The organism is Halomonas sp. M4R1S46 (assembly GCF_025725685.1).
Classification (GTDB): domain Bacteria; phylum Pseudomonadota; class Gammaproteobacteria; order Pseudomonadales; family Halomonadaceae; genus Halomonas.
The window spans coordinates 3553287-3571577 of sequence record NZ_CP107008.1 but is presented as its reverse complement, the minus strand read 5'-3'; the positions used below and the strand labels follow the sequence as shown (position 1 = coordinate 3571577).

13 protein-coding genes and 1 pseudogene are annotated in these 18291 nt (G+C 66.3%); 5 read left to right on the top strand and 9 right to left on the bottom strand.

Annotation, left to right across the window (positions count from 1 at the left end):
• Positions 1-51: 51 nt before the first annotated feature.
• The 3 genes from malT to OCT48_RS16495 all read right to left on the bottom strand — a co-directional run bounded on the left by malT (position 52) and on the right by OCT48_RS16495 (position 4527).
• Positions 52-2763 carry an HTH-type transcriptional regulator MalT gene (malT, locus tag OCT48_RS16505; RefSeq protein ID WP_263590222.1) on the bottom strand — a complete coding sequence of 904 codons (2712 nt, stop codon included), beginning with the start codon at positions 2761-2763 and terminating at the stop codon, positions 52-54.
• Positions 2764-3016: 253 nt separating this feature from the next.
• Positions 3017-4066: an SPFH domain-containing protein gene (locus OCT48_RS16500; protein ID WP_263590221.1), complete on the bottom strand. Its 1050-nt coding sequence runs from the start codon at positions 4064-4066 to the stop codon at positions 3017-3019.
• A gap of 2 nt (positions 4067-4068) precedes the next feature.
• Positions 4069-4527 (bottom strand): NfeD family protein, encoded by a 459-nt coding sequence (locus tag OCT48_RS16495; protein WP_263590220.1) that lies wholly within the window; start codon positions 4525-4527, stop codon positions 4069-4071.
• A gap of 202 nt (positions 4528-4729) precedes the next feature.
• On the opposite strand from OCT48_RS16495, the gene OCT48_RS16490 reads away from it, so the two are divergent.
• From OCT48_RS16490 to OCT48_RS16480, 3 genes are all read left to right on the top strand, one after another.
• On the top strand, positions 4730-6700 hold the full coding sequence (locus OCT48_RS16490; RefSeq protein ID WP_263590219.1) for a PhoX family protein: 1971 nt from the start codon (positions 4730-4732) through the stop codon (positions 6698-6700).
• 117 nt (positions 6701-6817) lie between these two features.
• Positions 6818-7564 carry a trimeric intracellular cation channel family protein gene (locus OCT48_RS16485; RefSeq protein WP_263592639.1) on the top strand — a complete coding sequence of 249 codons (747 nt, stop codon included), beginning with the start codon at positions 6818-6820 and terminating at the stop codon, positions 7562-7564.
• Complete coding sequence (locus tag OCT48_RS16480) at positions 7561-8622, top strand: DUF3541 domain-containing protein (RefSeq protein WP_263590218.1); 1062 nt, start codon at positions 7561-7563, stop codon at positions 8620-8622. Before OCT48_RS16485 ends, OCT48_RS16480 begins: the two co-directional genes overlap by 4 nt.
• Here the strand turns inward: OCT48_RS16480 and OCT48_RS16475 are convergent.
• The 5 genes from OCT48_RS16475 to nhaD all read right to left on the bottom strand — a co-directional run bounded on the left by OCT48_RS16475 (position 8616) and on the right by nhaD (position 15847).
• Positions 8616-9434, bottom strand: a complete 819-nt coding sequence (locus tag OCT48_RS16475) for a PEP-CTERM/exosortase system-associated acyltransferase (protein WP_263590217.1) — start codon at positions 9432-9434, stop codon at positions 8616-8618. The two genes, OCT48_RS16480 and OCT48_RS16475, sit on opposite strands and share 7 nt — an antisense overlap.
• Before the next feature lie 67 nt (positions 9435-9501).
• The gene (locus OCT48_RS16470; protein ID WP_263590216.1) at positions 9502-12330 is read right to left on the bottom strand and encodes an EAL domain-containing protein; all 2829 of its coding nucleotides are present in this window, start codon (positions 12328-12330) and stop codon (positions 9502-9504) included.
• Positions 12331-12375: 45 nt separating this feature from the next.
• Positions 12376-13596 (bottom strand): hypothetical protein, encoded by a 1221-nt coding sequence (locus tag OCT48_RS16465; protein ID WP_263590215.1) that lies wholly within the window; start codon positions 13594-13596, stop codon positions 12376-12378.
• Positions 13565-13999, bottom strand: a complete 435-nt coding sequence (locus OCT48_RS16460) for a hypothetical protein (RefSeq protein WP_263590214.1) — start codon at positions 13997-13999, stop codon at positions 13565-13567. The genes OCT48_RS16465 and OCT48_RS16460 overlap by 32 nt, the downstream gene beginning before the upstream one ends.
• Before the next feature lie 363 nt (positions 14000-14362).
• The gene (nhaD, locus tag OCT48_RS16455) at positions 14363-15847 is read right to left on the bottom strand and encodes a sodium:proton antiporter NhaD (protein ID WP_263590213.1); all 1485 of its coding nucleotides are present in this window, start codon (positions 15845-15847) and stop codon (positions 14363-14365) included.
• Positions 15848-16106: 259 nt separating this feature from the next.
• Between nhaD and OCT48_RS16450 the strand changes: the two genes are divergently transcribed.
• Positions 16107-16820, top strand: a complete 714-nt coding sequence (locus OCT48_RS16450; RefSeq protein WP_263590212.1) for a DUF3581 domain-containing protein — start codon at positions 16107-16109, stop codon at positions 16818-16820.
• Positions 16821-16848: 28 nt separating this feature from the next.
• Here OCT48_RS16450 and OCT48_RS16445 read toward each other — a convergent pair.
• Positions 16849-17058, bottom strand: a pseudogene (locus OCT48_RS16445) (chromate transporter); the annotation flags it as partial.
• A gap of 95 nt (positions 17059-17153) precedes the next feature.
• Between OCT48_RS16445 and OCT48_RS16440 the strand changes: the two are divergent.
• The gene (locus OCT48_RS16440; protein WP_263590211.1) at positions 17154-18122 is read left to right on the top strand and encodes a magnesium transporter CorA family protein; all 969 of its coding nucleotides are present in this window, start codon (positions 17154-17156) and stop codon (positions 18120-18122) included.
• The last annotated feature ends 169 nt before the right edge of the window (positions 18123-18291 follow it).

The window sequence follows — 18291 nt, the reverse complement described above, 5'->3', positions numbered from 1 at the left end:
GGGGATGAGGCAGGCGTAGGCGGGGGGAGGAGGGGACGAGGGAGCTGGTGGCTACTCTCCCTGGATGCGGGCCAGCAGGTCGCCGGCCAGGGCGATGGCCTCCTCGCGGCGGCGGATGTTCTGCTTCTGGTAGAGGCTGCGGATGTGGGTCTTGATGGTGGTGGGGGCCACCGAGAGCTGCTCGGCGATCTGCTCGTTGGACAAGCCGGCGTGGATCAGCCCCAGGATCTGCCACTCGCGACGGGTCAACGGCGAGGTGCGGATCAGTTCGGGGACGTCGGGGCGAGCGACGATGTCGGCGATCACCGCCTCGTCGAGCATCAGGCGCACGGCGCGGCCGAAGTCGCGCTGGCGGCCGGCCAGTTCGATCAGCCGCTCGGCGCGCGCGCGGGACAGCTCATCGAGCTCACCGCCCTCGAGCAGGGCCCCGAGCATCTCGACCAGCGGCTTGCCCAGGCGCAGGAAGCTGCCGATGAGCCCCGTGCGCGAGGCCAGCTCCAGGGCCACCGTCAGGTGATCCAGTGCCGCCTCCTCGTGGCCGCACTGCCACTCCAGCGCCGCCTGGCACAGGCGGTTGCGGTTGGCGTCGGTGACCAGGCCGAAGCGCTCGGCTTGCGCCTCCAGGGCCTCCAGCAGGGGCCGGGCCTCGTCCGGCCGGTCGAGTAGCATCCGCGCGCGGGCGTGGTTGCGTACGTTGGCCTGGGCGAAGTGATTGCTGGCGGTGTCGGGTTCGGCGGGCGGTGCCTCCCGCAGCCAGCGGGCCACGGCATCGAGGTCGTCGTTGGCCTGCCACCAGGCCAGCAGGGCGGCGTGGGCGTTGGCCCGCCAGTCGATATGGTAGTCGCCCTCGGCCAGTATCTTGCGCAGGCGGCGGATATGGTCGGCGCATTGCGCCTGGTCGCCGCGGGCCAGGGCGACCTTGGCCAGGCCGACATGGCACTGCAGGGTCCAGTGCTCGCCCTGATTGTCGAGCACGGCGATGCCCGCCAGGGCCGCCTGCTCGGCCTCGTCCAGGCGGTGCCATTCCCACAGCAGCTGGCTGCGGATGCGGTAGAGGAACTCGGCGACCGGCAGGCGGTCGAGGCCGCAGTGCTCGATATGCGCGAAGGCGCGCTCCTGGATGTCGAAGGCGGCCTGCAGCCGACCCTGGGCGACCAGGGTCTCCGAATGATGGCACAGCGCCCACAGCATCAGCTGGTCATCGCCGATGTGCTTGGCCTCCTGTTCCACCGCCTGGATGCGGGTCAGCGATTCCTCGAGATGGCCCTGGACGAAGCGTGACTCACAGAGAATGGCGCCGGCCGAGACCGGGGTGGCGGCCAGGTAGCGCGCCGGCAAGGTGAGAGCCTGCTCGGCCAGCGGGGCGGCGCGCTCGGCATCGCCCCGGTTGATCGCCAGTTGCGCGCGCAGGGTGGCGAACTCGGCGGCGAGTTCCTGCCAGGCGGGTTCGTCGAGCTGGGCCTCGATCCAGCCGATGGCCTGGGCGGTACGGTCGAACAGGTACTGGGCGTGGGACACCCAGCCGTGGATCAGCGTGAGGCGCGGCGAGGCGCCGACACGCGGCTCGCCGAGCGTCGCCAGGGCCCGGGCGAGCAGCGCGAAGTGGCCGTGGGCCAGCAGATAGGGGCCCTGATCCTCGATCAGGGTCGCCAGGGCGTCGGGGTCGTCGGCCTCGATGGCCTGGGCCAGCGCCAGGTCGGGGGCGCCCAGCGCCAGCCAGGCCTCGCTGGCGCGGCGATGCAGCTGGCGCTGGGTGTCCAGGCTCAACTCGTGGCGGCGGTGCCGCAGGTACTGTGCGAACAGGGCATGGAAGCGGCACCACTGGTCGTGGGGGTCGGGGCGATGCAGGAACAGGCCGGTCTGCTCCAGGGCCTCCAGGCGCTGTGTGACCCGGTCGCCGTCCAGCAGTCGTGCCACCAGCGGCGGCGAGAATCGCTCCAACACGCCGAGCTGCAGCAACAGTTCCTGGTCGGGGGCGTCGACGCTGGTGTTCAGCAGGTCGTCGAACCAGGCCACGAAGTCCGGATGCGCCCCGGATAGCCGTTCGAGCAGCGCATCGAAACCGGCCCGGGTGGTGGTGCGCTCGATCAGCCAGGCCAGCGCCATCGGCCAACCCTCGGTACGACGCAGGGCGCGTTCCAGACTGACCCGGGTGGGCGGGAAGCTGAGCTGCTCGGCGCACAGGGTCTGCGCCTCCTCGGCGTCGAAGGCCAGCTGCTCCACGCCGATCTCCTCCAGCTCACCGCGCAGCCGCAGGCCGGGGAGTCCCAGGGGCGGCCGGGTGCGCGACACCAGCGTCAGGGTCAGCCAGCGCGGCTGATGGCGCAGCCAGTGGGCGAGCCCCTCGAGGATAGCCGGGTGCCGGAGGTGATCGAAGTCGTCGAGCACCAGCCGGCAGGGCGCGGCCTCGGCGGGCAGGCTGGCCAGCCAGTCGTCGATGCGGTCGCCGAAGGAGACATCGTCATCCGTTGCCGGCAGCGAGACCGCCAGGTGCTCCCGGCACAGCCGGTCGAGGGCCGCGGCGAAGTAGCGGGCGAAGCGGGTCGGGTCGTTATCGCGGGCATCCAGCCGCAGCCAGCTTGCCGTCTGCTCCAGGGCGGGAAGCCGCTCGGCGACCAGGGTGCTCTTGCCGTAGCCCGGTGGTGCCTTGACCAGCAGCACCCGGACGCGCTCGTCGAGGACGAAGTGATCGTTGAGGCGCGGCCGGGCCACCAGCGAAATGGGCAATGGCGGAGTCGCAAGTTTTTCCTGGATCAGCGGCATCGGGACTCCCGAGACGAGCGTGGCTGGCCGGGTAGTATGCCCGACAAGCCGGCAAGACCGGTGATGACTACGACGAAGGTCCTAGGGAGGCCCTGTTGCCACAGGGTCGAGGCGGTATCGCATCACCCTGGATCGGCAGGCGCCGAATCGCCGGCGGGGCTGGCAGGATCACGAGACCCTCGCCCATCACGGCGAGGACGTCCACCTCATGAGCCGGCAGGCGCCGCCGCGCTGAGTCCGCGTCGCGGATCCCTCAGTCGCCGCCCGAGGCGGCCCCGCCGACCATGCCGCTGCGCAGGCCCTCCCGGGGGGACTGCGAGCGGAGATGGCTGGCCACGGCGTCCTCGGGGGTGCCGGCCATCTCGCGGAACATGCCCATGGAGCCGAGCAGGGCGGAGGACTCGTAGGGCACGAAGACTCGCTCGCCTTGCTGGGCCATGGTGGGCAGGGCCTTGATATAGCTCTGGCCCAGCAGGTAGCCCACCACGGTACGCTTGTTCTCCTCGCTGTCGCCGATGGCGCCCAGCACCAGCGTGATCGACTCCTGTTCCCCCTGGGCGCGCAGGATGGCCGACTCCTTGTCGCCCTGGGCGTTGAGGATCGCCGACTCCCGCTGGCCCTGGGCCATGGCGATGGCCGCCGCCTTCTCGCCTTCGGCCTCGGTCACGGTGGCCCGGCGGCGGCGCTCGGCGGCCATCTGCAGGCGCATGGCGGACTCCACCTCCTCGGGCATGGCGATATCCTGTACCTCGACCCGCGAGATCTTCACCCCCCACTTGGAGGCCGCCTCCTCCATGGAGGACTGGATCTCGTTGTTGACCTCGGCACGCGACTCGAACAGCTTGTCGAGTTCCATCTTGCCGACCACCGAGCGCAGGGTGGTCTTGGCCAGCACCTCCACCGCCTGGCTCATGTTCTCCACCTCGTAGACGGCGCGCTTGGGATCAATGATCTGGTAGTAGAGGGCGCCGTTGATGGTGACCGTGACGTTGTCGGTGGTCACCACCGGCTGGCCGGGAAAGTCCATCACCGTCTCGCGACGGTCGATGCGCACCTCGTCGCTGGTGATGGCCTGGTAGTCCTCGCCGAGCTTGCGATAGCGAATCATGGTGATGGCGCGGGGCTGCTCGATGAAGGGAATGATGATGTTGATGCCGCTCTCCAGGAGCCGGTTGAAGGACCCCAGGCGCTCGATGACCATGACCTCGGACTGGCGGACGACCACCAGGCCCTTGGCGATGATCAGGATGCCGATGACGACGATGATCAGGCTGAGAATCAGCCCCGGATTGACCAGGTCCATGCTCATAACTCCTTGGCAGTGGCGAGGCTGACGACGGCGGTGGTGCCGTCGAACTCCTCGAAGATCACGCGGGTCCCCACCGGCAGGGCGGTGTCGTCGCTGCCGGCGAGGCGGATTCGGTAGAAGTCGCCATTGATCTTGATGCCGCAGGCACCGTCGAAGTCGCGCGCCAGGACCGTGAAGGCCCGGCCCTTCTCCACGCCGGTGCCGGTGGTGCCGTAGGCCACGCCCCTGGGCGAGAAGCGGGGACGAATCACCATGATCGCCAGCGGCGCCAGCAGGCCCGAGAACACGCCCATCCCCAGCAGCTGCCATGACAGGGAGAGGCCCAGCGCGGCGAGGGCGGCGGTCAGGGCAGCCGCCACCCCCAGGGCCAGCAGCAGCAGGGCGCCCGAGGTCAACTCGGCGAGCCCCAGCAGCAGGGCAATGGCCAGCCAGGCATAGGCGGGATTCCAGTCCATGTGGGCTCCGTGGTGTCGTGTCTGCGGTGTGGTGGCACCGCCAGCCAGAGGGCGATCGCCTCGTCGGGAGGTCCCCAGGCCATTATTAGCATAATGTGGTGCATTGGACCTGAGAGATTTTCCATGTCGGCTTAACTAGATTGACACCTTGGGGGCGTATCACTTGTGGCCCGTCACCGCCGATCATCAGAGGAAAGACGTCATGGCCTTCAATCGTCGCGCCCATTTCGAGAACGCCGAGAACACTCCCAGCAACCCCGAGGTTCGCTCGCCCATCGGCGAGATCATCGAGCGTCGCTTCTCGCGTCGCGGTTTTCTCAAGGGCGCCGGGTCGGCCGGCCTGGGCGCGGCGGCCATCGGTGCCATGAACCCGCTGGCCGCCGCCATCGCCGCCGAGGGGGGCAACCTCGACCGCTTCGCCTTCGACGAGATCCCCCATGGTGTCGATACCACCCACCATGTGGCCCCCGGCCATGATGCCGAGGTGCTGATCCGCTGGGGCGACCCGCTGTTCGCCGATGCGCCGGCCTTCGACCCGCACAACCAGCACGCCGATGCCCAGGAACGCCAGTTCGGCTACAACAACGACTATGTCGGCTTCGTGCCCCTGGCAGGCCGCCTGGATCGCGGCCTGCTGGTGGTGAACCACGAGTTCACCAACGAGGAACTGATGTTTCCCGGGCTGCCCGGTCCTCAGGACGAGCACGATTTCAGCGGCATCACCGCCGAGATGACCGAGATCGAGAAGGCGGCGCATGGCCTCTCGGTGGTCGAGATCCGCCGCGAGAACGGTCGCTGGAGCTATGTGCAGGACAGCCGCTACAACCGCCGCATCACCCCGCGCAGCACCGAGATCGCCATCGGCGGGCCGGTGGCCGGCCATGCCCGGGTGCGCACCGACGCCGACCCGGAGGGGCGTCGCGTGATCGGCACCCTGAACAACTGCGCCGGCGGCATGACGCCCTGGGGGACCATCCTCACCTGCGAGGAGAACTTCCACGGCTACTTCCTGGGGGACGCGACCCATCACCCGGAGAAGGACAAGCTGGCCCGCTACGGGGTGCCGGGGGCGTCCTACAGCTGGGGCCGTCACGATGCCCGCTTCGATATCACCCGGGAGCCCAACGAGCCCAACCGCTTCGGCTGGGTGGTGGAGATCGACCCGCTCGACCCCGCCTCCACGCCGGTCAAGCGCACCGCCCTGGGCCGCATCAAGCACGAGGGGGCGGCGACGCTGGTCGCCGAGGACGGCCGCCTGGTGGTCTACATGGGCGACGACCAGCGCTTCGACTATGTCTACAAGTTCGTCAGCCGCGACGTGGTCAACACCGCCGAGCCGGCCGCCAACCGCGACCTGCTCGATGACGGCACCCTCTACGTGGCCCGCTTCGATGCCGGGGGCCGCGTGACCTGGCTGCCGCTGGTCCATGGCGAGGGGCCGCTGACCGCCGAGAACGGCTTCGCCAGCCAGGCCGACGTGCTGATCGACACCCGCCTGGCCGCCGATGCCCTGGGCGCCACCCCCATGGACCGGCCGGAGGACATCGCCGCCAACCCCGTCACCGGCGATGTCTACGTGATGCTCACCAACAACCACAAGCGCGGCGAGGACCAGGTCGATGCGGCCAACCCGCGGGCCGAGAACCTCTTCGGCCATGTGCTGGAGATCATCACCGAAGGCCGCCACACCGCCACCGAGAACCGCTGGGATATCCTGGTGCGCTGCGGGGACCCGTCGCAGGGCGAGGTCGGGACGATGTGGAACCCGGCGACCAGCGAGAACGGCTGGTTCGCCTCGCCGGACAACTGCGTGGTGGATGCCCGGGGCCGCCTCTGGGTGACCACCGACCAGGGCGGCAAGTGGCCCAAATCGGGTACCGCCGATGGCGTCTGGGCGCTGGAGACCGAGGGCGAGCGACGCGGGACCGGCAAGATGTTCTTCCGCGTGCCGGTCGGTGCCGAGATGTGCGGCCCCTGCTTCACTCCCGACGATACCGCCCTGTTCGTGGCGGTGCAGCACCCCGCCGCCGACGGCGCCGAGGCCTTCCCGGGGCACTCGGGCCGCTCCAGCTTCGAGACCCCCGCGACCCGCTGGCCGGACTTCGAGGAAGGGGTGCCGCCGCGGCCCTCGGTGGTGGCGATCACGCGTCACGGCGGCGGCACCGTCGGCTGATCGTGACGTTTCCTTCCTGGGGGATCGCTCGGGCGGCCTGCGGGCCGCCCGTTTGCGTTGGCGGGTCATCCCCGGCTGGGCTGCTATGCTGGCGGCAACGACACAGGGAGGATGACGGTGACAGGGGTGGTCTACTGGCTGGACATGGCGGGCGTGATCGTCTTTGCCCTCTCGGGCGTGATACTCGCCTGTCGCTCGCGGATGGATCCCTTCGGCATGCTGGTGCTGGCGGCGGTGACCGCTATCGGCGGCGGTACCCTGCGTGACCTGATACTCGGCGTGCAACCGGTCTTCTGGATCACGGATCCGGCCTACCTGTGGGTGATCCTCGCCACCGTGGCGCTGTCCATCCTCGGCTTCCACTACATCCATCGCCTGTCACGGGTCTTCCTGCCGGTGGCGGATGCCTTCGGCCTGGCGCTGTTCACCGTGATCGGTACCCACAAGGCGTTGACGCTCGAGGCGCCCGGGGTGGTCGCGGTGCTCATGGGCCTGTTGACCGGGGTGGCCGGCGGCATGATGCGCGACGTCCTGGCCCGTCGGATGCCCATGGTGCTGCGCCAGGAAGTCTACGCCATCGCCTCCATCGCCGGCGGCGTGACCTTCGTGGCCCTCGAGACGCTGGGCGGTCCCTTGGGTGTCTCCATCGCGGCCTCGCTCGCCATCACCCTGGGGCTGCGCCTGGCCGCCATCTACTGGCGGCTCGCCCTGCCGGTGTTCGCCTGGGTCGTGGTGGCGCGTCCACCGCCTCCCGAGCAGGCGCCGGCGCCGGGCGAGCCGCCGCCCAAGCCCCTTCGCCCCAAGGCCCGCGTGAAACTCATCCCGCCGAAACGCTCCCGGCGGCGGAAAGGGAAATCGCCATGAGCCGCCTGCTGCACCGGCCGTCGCTGCTGTGGCTTTGGGTCCTGGCCCTGCTGGTCGGCTGCGCCCTCGAGGGCCGGACGACCGCCTGGCCACCCGCCGAGGTGGCGGCCGAGATCCGGGCGACCTACGAGCAGGCGCTACCGACACTGCCGGCCGGCAAGCAGCGCCACTATGCCCAGCGGCTCTATCGGTTGAGCGGGGACGATCGCTACCTGCCCCTCAATCGGGCCTATGGCCAGCGCCTGCTGACGTCCCTGCGCCAGGAGATCGATGGCCTGGCCGAGCCCGGCTATGCCGCGCGACGCGCCCGGGAGAAGGTGGCGGACTACCCCACGCGCTCGTCCAAGCAGCAGCGGCGCAAGCGCATGCTCGGCGAGTGGGGGGAGATCGGCTACGCCAAGAGCCTGGCGTTCCAGCTCACTCAGGCCAGCTACCATGGCCTGCTCGATGAGCAACACCTGCCGGGATACCGCCGGGCGCTCGCCTATCTCGAGAGTGTCGACTTTCGGCCCTTCCTGACCGATCCCGGCGTGATGGAGGTCTATGCCGCCCAAGTGGCCAACCTGGTGTATTACCTCCACCATCTCGGGGTGGCGGATCTGCGTGAGCCGGTCATCGCGGCCTTCCGGCGCCACTATCCACCGGCACGGGATGGTGAACTGTCCCGAGCCTCCTTTCGCAACAAGATCTATGGCATGACGCACTTCGTGATCGCGGCGAGCGACTACTATCAACGACGGGTGCCGAAGGAGGAATTCGACTGGATACTGGCATACTTCGCGTCCCGCCTGGACCGCATCCTGGCCGAGACCAAGGCGGACATCTACACCGAGGTGGGGATCAGCTTCCTGCTGGCGGACCGGGAGGATCACCCGGCGGTGCAGCGGCTACGGGAGGCGCTGGTGAGGGCCTACGATCCCCGGGCGAGGCTGGTGCCATCGGAGAGCGGCGGTACCGACCTGAGCTATGGCGAGCACCGCAACGTGCTGGCGATCATGCTGCTCGACTGGCCGGGTCGCCTGTACCCCGGTCCGTTGCTGGAGTTGCCATCTCAGTAGATTGACTCGGTGGCGACGATGGCTAGTGCGCCTTCGATTTGGGGGGCCAAAGTCGACTGGATGTGCTGATAAAGGGGCATCAGCTCCGCGTGCATATCCTTTTCGACCTGTCTCTGGTCGATGTAGAAGGCACTCCGCTTGCCATGGAATTCGATGGTTTCGCCGACCTTGGTGAAATAAAATCCAGACATCTTGAGAAGGCGAGGAAGCCTTGGATCCATCATGGCGAAGGCGTGGGGGCGTTTCGAGAGCCCGAGAAGGGCGTAGGTCGCCAGGAAGAGGCCAATCACAATCAACGGAAAGGTTTCGCGCTCGGCGTCCGTAAAGGCATGGTTCGTACGGACAATGTTTGCAATTTCTTCGCGTGTTGAGCGTCTTCGGAAAAGCGGGGAAATGGCAAGCCTCGATATCTCGCAGATAGAACTTTGACAGAATCTTGAGGGGTTCAGCGTGCCATGATCAAGGCTATTGCCACCATACTCCTGTAGTGGCAGTGTCTGGGCCCCCCCGCCCTCGCTGGATTGAGGCAGCACGAGCCTTACACAGCCCGCTGCCAGGCCACTTTTCCGATGTTCCACCAAGCACTGGATGGCATGCTCATCATGGACGTCATGCTCTTGGTGCTCTGATGGGTTTTCTGGATGCTCATAGCCCAGTTCTGCACAGTACACGTCGTACCTGAGTCGAAATACGCGCTTGCGGGTTGCATCATCCTGGGCAAGCCTGAAGGTGAATTCGTTACGAAATCTCTCGAGAAGCCGATTGGATACCCGCTGGTTGCGTTCCCTATCAGCCAGATCTCTATATCCCATGCCTTGGTTTCCTTGAGATGGTTTCGTTCGGTTTCTGCATGCCGAAGGTCTTGATAGGTGCGAGGTTTCAAACTGCGTTTTCAAATATTGTTTTCAGCAATTTGGGCTTTCCCAAGTGGAACCCTTGACCATACACGATGCCATAGGAACGTAATATGGGGAGCAAGGATTCGTCATCCACAAATTCGGCAATGGCCTGCTTGCCGAACCCGGCGGCAATATCTGCAATGGCCCGCACGATGACACGGCTGTCTGGGCTGAGGGTCAGGCTGCGGATGAACGAGCCGTCTATCTTGATGTAGTCCACGGGCAGCTGGCCCAGATAGTGGAAGCTGCTGAAGCCCACGCCGAAATCATCCAGGGCGGTGCGGCAGCCCAGGTCCCGAATGGCCTGCAGCACGCCGCGTGCGGTCGCGAAATCGGTGACGGCGGCCGTCTCGGTGATCTCCAGGATCAGATGATGGGGGTCGGCGCCACTGCTGGCCAGTTCTTCGGCAAGGAAGGACTCGAGCCCCCTGTCGTGGAGGGACTGGCCCGAGAGGTTCACCGCCAGGCTGATCCCCTGATCCTGCAACTGTCGCAGGGCCTGCAGGCTGTGGTGCAGCACCCAGCGATCGAGCTGGACGATCATCCCGTTGCGTTCGGCCACGGGGATGAAGTTGGCGGGCGACACAAGGCTGCCGTCGGTCTCGCACATCCGGATCAGCACCTCGTAGTGCTTCACGTCACGGTCCTCGAGCCGGACGATGGGCTGCGCCATCAGCGTGAAGTCGTCATCCTGCAGGGCCTTACGCAGGCGCTCGACCCAGTAGACCCGCTCCTGAAGTTCGTCCTTGGCACTCTCCAGGGTGGAGAGCAGGTGCCAGCGTTGCACGCCACTTTCCTTGGCCTTGTACATGGCAACGTCGGCACTGGCCATCAGGTCGGCGGGAGTCTCGCCGTGAGTCGGGAACTGGGCGATGCCGATACTGGCCACGGCCCGATGGCGGCGACCGCTGGCGGAAAAGCGAAGTCCATCGAGTAACTGGTTGCAATGCTGGGCGATGGCGATGGCCTGGGCGGCGTCGGCATCCTCCAGCAGCAGGGCGAACTCGTCTCCGCCAAGCCTGGCGATGATGCCGCGGTGACCCAGGTTGAGCTGAAGCGTATCCGCGACTTCGCGCAGCAGGCGGTCGCCGGCATGATGGCCGCTGAGCTCGTTGATCTCCTTGAACTGGTCCAGGTCCAGCAGCAGTATGGCGCCCATGTGGCCTTGCTGCAGTGCCAGCTGGATGGCTTCCTGGAAGTAACGACGATTGTAGAGCGAGGTCAGGGGATCGCGTTCGGCCAGCCAGGTCAGGCGCCCTTCGGCGGCCTTGCGCTCGGTGATATCCAGGCCCACGGAAATGCGAGCCATGCTGGCATCGTTGCCGGTCGGCAGGGGAGCGTGGTACCAGACGATGGTATGGACCTGGTTGTCGGGCGTCAGCAGGGTGCGTTCCTCTTGCTGAGGTGCCTCGGTCGTCGCCATGGGAGAATGGCCGGGCGCATCGAAGATATCGTCGAAATGGCGACCGATGAGCACGTCTTCGTCGATATCGAGCATGGAGAGGGTGTAGGCGTTGACCAGGCTGATGCGGCCCACGCCATCCTGGGCGATGATGAACACGCGAGCGGTATCGAGCAGGCTGCCGACGAAATCTCGTTCCTGGGCCAGCTCGTCGACGCGCTCGGCCAGCTGTTCGCCTCTTGCCTGGACCTCTCCCTCGAGCAACTCCAGCTGCCGCGACAACTCCAGGGTGGTGCCTTCCAGAACGTCGATCTCGTCCGGCAGCCGGCGAGTCTTGCCGGGAATGGCCTCCCTGGCCTCGGCGAAGCCACCACGGGCAAGGGAGGGGAGCACGCCGGCGATCCGGCGCAGGCGCGACATGGGGCCCAGCAGGATGATCAGCAGCAGCAGCTCGGCCGCCAGCCAGCCCGCCACGCCGGCGTACAGCAGGGTGCGCGTATCGTGGTTGATGGCCTGGATCTGGGCGGTGATATCGGAGATCAGCAGGAAATAGCCGGTACTGCGCCTGTCCTGATCTTCTTCCATTCGCGACGCCGACAGCTCCAGGTGGCGTCCCTGGTGCTGCAGATAGAACGGGGAATCGGTCAGCCCGGACAGGTTGGTCGCTGCCGAAGCCTGGCGCAGGAAGGGCAGGCTTTCTCGCTGCCCGGTCAACGCCGTCAAATGGCCATTCCAGGCGTCCAGGCGGCGTTCCAGGGGCAAGTCCCTGGCTTCCATGGGGCCCGTCACTAGAAGGGCCACCTCACCACCCGAGACCGACTTCGCCTGGCGGATGACATCGGCCAACGATCGCGACAGGATGACCAGACCCACGCTCTGTCCTTCCACCAGCACCGGAACGGCAGCATACTGCCGGCAGTCGATGGAGCAGCGCAGAGTGGTAAACGGCATCTCGGTGCTCATCACGCGATCCACCCAGGCCTGTACGGGACGCTGATTAGTGGCCAGGTCCTCGCCCCAGTTCCCCATCGCCCGTCCCTGGCGGTTGAAGACCAAAATCTCCTCCACCCCGGCATCGAGCTGCAAGGTCGGCCATTGGGATCTCAGGGCGGCCAGGATGGCATCGTCATCGCCGGACTGCAGCGAGGGGCCGAGTCGGGGAGAGGCCGCCGCCAGGCTGGCCAACTGACGCAGGTTCTCCTCGGAACGGCGCAGCGCCAGCTGGATCTCGCGCTGTTGGCGAGCATGGTGCTGGATTTGGCCTTCCTGGAACTGGCGGGTCAGGTTCCGATGGCCCAGCCCGGTGAACAGCGTGACCAGCACGATCAGAAGGAGGCTGCTGAGCGCGATGACGCGCCAGGTGAGGCTGAGTCGATGTCGGTTTGAGGAGAAGGGTGTGGTGGTCATCTCTCCGATTCCCTGATTCGGATGGGGGGTGTCGCGGAGAGAACGTCAGAAACGTAGCGACATCTGGAAAAGCAGCATGTTCCAGTATCTGTCTGTCTCGCTCGGATCGGGGTTGTCCTGGGCCGGTAGCCAACCGGTGCCATCGACATGATGGTACTCCCCGGAGAGCAACAACCTGGGATGCGGCGTCCACTGAAGGCCGAAGGTCATGTCCTTCGCAAACTGTGAGTGAGCGGGCCCAGCCCCTGCGGCCTCGAAGGCTTTGCCTGAACGGTCATCGCGGTTGCTGATCAAGCTGTCGTAGCGTACTAGCCACTGCCAGTCATCCAGGAAGCGTCGAGTGTATTGGATGTACCAGCTTTCCCCCGTCGTGTCGAAATTGAAGCGTGGATCATTGAAATCCTCCATTCCCGATTCACGCAGGGCATATTCTGTCGTCAGGCTCCAATACTCGGCGTTGTACTGGAGCGACAGGATCCAGGGGCGGAAGTAGAAGTCACCGTCGCTGAGACCGGTCAGGCGCGAGTCGAAATGCGCGCCGACATTGGCGGTGCTCAGGGCTGCGACGATGCGACCGCCGTCGTGTTCGTAGCGGACCTGTCCGATGGCCGAGGTTTCCGGCTCGAGATCGCCGGGGATCCGGTCGAGGCGCAGGGTGCGGCGCAGGTCGTCGCCGGCCTGGACACGTCCCACGCCGGCCTGGAAGCGCAGCGCGCCCTGGGACAGGCGTTCCTCGTAGTAGCCGAGGACCCCATCGGCCGACAGCGCCAGCGACCGGGTACGGTCGAAATAGATCGACTGCGGCAGCAGGATGCTCGGGCGCGTGAAGGCCACATCCCGAGTCTGGTTATAGAAGCCGAACGGGTTCTTGAAGCGGCCGACCTGGACTCCGAAGTTGCGCTGCTGGTTCGACTGGATCTGGTAGTCGATCAGACCATAGTCGAGCTCGGGGCTGGCCTCGCTGCCATCCCCGCCGGCCCGCCGGCTGAGCACCTGGGCCGCAATCAGCACGTCCTCGTGGGGGCGCAGTGACACGTTGGCCCCGATCTCGGTGAACTTGAGGCTGCCTTCGTCGCTACTGCTGGGGCCGAAGAAGTCGTTGTCGTCGGTGATCACCAGCGCCTGGCTCAGGAAGCCATGCAGCTGGAGCGTATCCAGGACCTTCTCTTCCTTGCCGTGTGCCTGGGTGATGGTCGCGAGCAGCGCGGCACCCATGAGCAGGGCGGGGCGCGGCTCACTCCATCGAAATGACTTGGACACGGTCATCCAGATACTCCCTTTGAAGATATCCCAGGGCGCCGGAGGTGCTGGCAATCTGCTCGAGCATCTCCCCCTGGGTGCGAACGCGGTTGGGAGCCTGCCCCGTCCCCGAGAAGACCACCCGGTCCCAGGCCAGCTGAAGCTGGTGGGGGTAGACCGAGAGGCGCTCCTTGACGAAGCGGGCGTGCACCGGGTGGCTACTGGGCAATACGAAGACCCTGGCGGCCTGGCCGTCGGGCCAGGTGCGTTGGCGCATGGCGAAGATGGCCCGGGTGGTATCCCGTGTCAGGTGGTGCGTATCGACATCGGCATTGGCCACCAGCAGCACGTCAGGGTCCTGGGCCATCGCCGAGGGTACGAGGCTCATCAGGCCCCATGCCAGCAGGGTCACGAATCTCAGCCACGCCATGTGCACAGCCTCCTGCGGTCGTCGACAACGCGGAGGAGCGCCGGCAGGCGGGGAGGACTCAGAGATAGAGCTCGCATGGCGTGCTGTACTCGCTCGGCCTGCAGGGCCAGCGGTACCCGGCGGCCCGTGTTGGAAGATGGGGCATTGGTGAGTCGATGACGCATTCCCCCTGCAGCCCGATATCGGGCCTGGTTATTATTGACGTCAGGCTAACCAGGGGCAGCGCTCAGTGCCCAGCCTGAGGTTTTTGCACAGCTTACCTTCATAAACTACATCACGGGAAGGCAATGTACAGGAGGGACTTCAACGAGAATCCTGATTCTGGCGACTAAGCCCGGCGGCTGAGGCCGCCGGGCGCGCGGCTCAGCCGAAAGTGCCAAAGCTGTCCGCGTTGATCCACAGGTGGGCGAGGACGCTGGCGACATAGCCCAGTGCGATCACCGGCGACCAGCGCAGGTGGCCCATGAAGGTGTAGTTGCCGCGGGCCTGACCCATCAGCGCCACCCCGGCCGCGGAGCCGATCGACAGCAGGCTGCCGCCGACACCGGCGGTGAGGGTGATCAGCAGCCAGTGCCCGTGGGACATGTCCGGCTCCATGGTCAGCACCGCGAACATCACCGGAATGTTGTCGACCACCGCCGAGATCACGCCCAGGGCGACGTTGGCCCAGGTGGCGTTCCAGCCGGTATAGAGCGCGTCGGAGAGCAGGCCGAGGTAGCCCATGAAGCCGAGGCCCCCCACGCACATCACCACGCCGTAGAAGAACAGCAGGGTGTCCCACTCGGCTCGGGCGACCCGGTTGAAGACGTCGAAGGGCACCACGCTGCCCAGCTGTTCGAGCATCTTCCAGTCGCCGCGCTGGGTGTAGAGGCTGCGCTTGCGCTCCAGGGAGCGCGGCAGGCTCTGACGCAGGTAGTAGCCGAAGAACTGCAGGTAGCCGAGCCCGGTCATCATGCCCAGCACCGGCGGCAGGTGCAGCAGGGTGTGGTAGCCCACGGCGGTGGCCACGGTGAACAGGAACAGCAGGATGATCCGTCGCGCACCGCGCTTGAGCTGCACGTCCTCCTCGAGGCTCGCCGGGACGCGATTCTTGATGAAGGCGCTCATCACCACGGCGGGGATGATGAAGTTCACGAACGACGGTATCAGCAGCGCGAAGAACTCCTGGAACTGGATGATGCCCGCCTGCCAGACCATCAGGGTGGTGATGTCGCCGAAGGGGCTGAAGGCGCCGCCGGCGTTGGCGGCGACCACGATGTTGATGCAGGCCAGGTTGATGAAGCGCTTGTCGCCCTCGGCCACCTTGGTGACCACCGCGCACATCAGCAGGGCGGTGGTCAGGTTGTCGGCCACCGGCGAGATGACGAAGGCCAGCAGGCCGGTGATCCAGAACAGGGTTCGGTAGCTGAAGCCCTTGCGTACCATCCAGGCGCGCAGGGTATCGAAGACGCGACGCTCGTCCATGGCGTTGATATAGGTCATCGCCACCAGCAGGAAGAGCATCAGCTCGGTGAATTCCAGCAGGGTGGTGCGGAAGGCGTGTTCGGATTCCGCCGAGATCCCGGCCTTGACATAGACCCAGCCGATCAGGCCCCAGATGATGCCGGCCGCCACCAGCACCGGCTTGGACTTGCGCATGTGGATCTTCTCCTCGGCCATGACCAGGGCATAGGCGAGGACGAAGATCACCACGGCCAGCAGGCCGACGAAGGAGGTGGTCAGGTCGAGTTCGCCCTGGGAGGCGAGGGCGGGAGAGGCGAAGGCGACGAGCGAGAGGAAGAGAATCGGAATGCCAGGCCATCGAGCGGGGTGCCTGGGCCGGTTGGGGGAGGAACAGATGGTCTGCATGGCGGCGATCATCCTAAGGGAAGAAAATGAGGGAAAGGGTTCGAAAACGCGCGAATTTTACCATATCGTGCTGAATCGAAACGCTTTCTGGCCTGCCCCTTTGGTAGGGGGCGGAAGCCTTCTGGCGGTTCCCTGACCCCGGACAGCTCGCCGCGATTCGTTCCCCCGCCGGCGGGGAATTTATGGCATCATCTGGCCCTTCCGGCCGAGGCCGGGCGGACCATCGCAACGCCAATGACTCAGGGCAGGCTCAAGACGCATGTTTCTCGATGACTACCACTCGCGCACGGGCTCGCGCCTCTGCATCTCCGCAGAGCAGGCCAGCCGTTTCGCCAAGCGTGTCGCCGGTGACTTCAATCCCATCCATAACCCGGATGCGCGCCGCTTCTGCGTGCCGGGAGATCTGCTCTTCGCCCTGGTGCTGGCGCGCTTCGGCCTCTCCCAGCGCATGACCTTCCGCTTCCTGAGCATGGTCGGGGACGGTGTCCCGCTGACCTTCGCCGAGGACGACGATGGCCTGATTCGCGTGCGTGACGACGACGGCAAGTGCTATCTCGAGGCGGAGCGCAGCGGTGAGGTGACCCACGACGAAGCCGTCGTCGAGGCCTTCACCCGTTGCTACGTGGCCTTCTCGGGGAAGAACTTCCCGCACTACCTCAAGCCGCTGATGGAAGACCAGGGCGTGATGTTCAACCCCAGGCGCCCGCTGGTGATCTACGACAGCATGGGCTTCGCCCTGGAGCGCCTGAACGGCATCGAGCCCGGCCTGGAACTGGTCGACTCCTCCCTGGCGGTGACCGGCAAGCGCGGCGATGCCCTGCTGGAGTTCCGCATCCTCGCCGGCGGCGAGGAGGTCGGTACCGGCTCCAAGAAGCTGGTGGTGAGTGGCCTGTGTCCCTACGACGCCGCGGCCATGGACGAGGTGGTCGAGGAGTTCTACCGGCTCAAGTCGGTCTACGAGGCCGAAGCCTGACCCGGAACGGCCGCCGCCAGACCGACAGCAAGGTGAAGCCTACCTGGCTGCTGGCCGGGCCGGGCAGGAACTGGCACAGCGCCACGAGATCCGCGTAGGCGTGCTCGTCGAGCCAGCCTCGACGGGCGACGAATTCGCTGCGAAAGTCTCCCGGATGGGCGATGGGGCCACCGAAGGCGCTCAGCCCCAGCAGCAGAAAGGCGCGGAAGACCTCGCCGACGCGGTGGGTGTCGGTCATGCGACCTCCCGGCGGTGAAAGGGGAACGGTGCCGGGCCAGGCGAAGGCCGGTGCCACACGCTGCGCGCATTGTCTCGTCAAAGGATGACCAAGCGATGATACGAACGCTACTGGTGAGCGGCGACGGCCGGGTCATGCAGGGAGGCGAGGAGCTGATCGCGCACTGGCGCGACGAGGCGGGAAGCCGTATCTGGATCGACCTGCAGGGCGAGCCCCCGGAGCGCGAGCGCGCCATGCTGGAGGCCTTCGGCGGCCATCCCCTGGCCATCGACGATGCCCAGCGTGAACGTCATCCACCGAAGATCGAGGAATTCGAGGATCACACCCTGATCCTCTATCGCGGCATCTCCTCCTTCGATGCCGAGCTGAACTACGTGCCCCAGCAGGTCGCCTTCCTCCTCGGCGAGCGCTTCCTGATCAGCCTGCACCCGGGGCTGGCACTGAGCATCGACCGTCTCCGGGAACACGAGGGCAGCACCCTGCTCAAGCGCTCGCCCGAACACGTGGCACTGCGGGTCATGTACGCCTCCGCCGGCTACTACCTGAACAGCCTGCTGGAATTCGAGAACCAGCTCAGCGACCTGGAGGATGCACTGATCGACGATGGCAGCGATGCCCTGATGCGCCGGGTCATCGCCTTTCGCTCGCGGCTGGTCAAGATGCGCCGGGTCTTCAGCTACCATCTCGGCATCACCCAGGAACTCACCGCCTATGACTATGCGCACCTGCCCCGCGACGAGGAGGAGACCCTGCACGCCATCAATGACGTGCACGAGCGCTTCGAGCGGTTGCATAGCCTGACCCAGATGTACTACGACATCTGTGGCGACCTGATCGACGGCTACATCTCGCTCTCGTCGCACCAGCTCAACCGCACCATGCGGGTGCTGACGGTGATCACCGCCATCTTCGTGCCCCTGACCTTCATCGCCGGCATCTACGGCATGAACTTTGCCCACATGCCGGAGCTGGCCTACCGCTACGGCTACTTCCTGGTGCTGCTGGTGATGCTCGCCATCGGCCTCGGCCTGCTGTGGGTGTTCCGGCGCATGAAGTGGCTATGAGTCGCGGCTCCTGCGACGGGGTGGGGCAAAAGGACGCAGCCGGGCGGTCGCCGCCGCCTCGATTCCGCCGCCCTGGCGTGGCAAGTCGTTGATTCCACTGCCAGGGAGGGGGCCCCGCCGGCCTGGCGGGCCTCGCCGCGTTGAGGGCGGCGGTTGGCCCGGCGGGTCT

Coding starts and splice junctions, on each gene's coding strand:
- OCT48_RS16495 (WP_263590220.1), bottom strand. CDS start 4,527: ATGGACTGGAATCCCGCCTATGCCTGGCTGGCCATTGCCCTGCTGCTG.
- OCT48_RS16500 (WP_263590221.1), bottom strand. CDS start 4,066: ATGGACCTGGTCAATCCGGGGCTGATTCTCAGCCTGATCATCGTCGTC.
- nhaD (WP_263590213.1), bottom strand. CDS start 15,847: ATGCAGACCATCTGTTCCTCCCCCAACCGGCCCAGGCACCCCGCTCGA.
- OCT48_RS16460 (WP_263590214.1), bottom strand. CDS start 13,999: ATGGCGTGGCTGAGATTCGTGACCCTGCTGGCATGGGGCCTGATGAGC.
- OCT48_RS16440 (WP_263590211.1), top strand. CDS start 17,154: ATGATACGAACGCTACTGGTGAGCGGCGACGGCCGGGTCATGCAGGGA.
- OCT48_RS16490 (WP_263590219.1), top strand. CDS start 4,730: ATGGCCTTCAATCGTCGCGCCCATTTCGAGAACGCCGAGAACACTCCC.
- OCT48_RS16470 (WP_263590216.1), bottom strand. CDS start 12,330: ATGACCACCACACCCTTCTCCTCAAACCGACATCGACTCAGCCTCACC.
- OCT48_RS16475 (WP_263590217.1), bottom strand. CDS start 9,434: ATGGGATATAGAGATCTGGCTGATAGGGAACGCAACCAGCGGGTATCC.
- OCT48_RS16480 (WP_263590218.1), top strand. CDS start 7,561: ATGAGCCGCCTGCTGCACCGGCCGTCGCTGCTGTGGCTTTGGGTCCTG.
- malT (WP_263590222.1), bottom strand. CDS start 2,763: ATGCCGCTGATCCAGGAAAAACTTGCGACTCCGCCATTGCCCATTTCG.
- OCT48_RS16450 (WP_263590212.1), top strand. CDS start 16,107: ATGTTTCTCGATGACTACCACTCGCGCACGGGCTCGCGCCTCTGCATC.
- OCT48_RS16465 (WP_263590215.1), bottom strand. CDS start 13,596: ATGACCGTGTCCAAGTCATTTCGATGGAGTGAGCCGCGCCCCGCCCTG.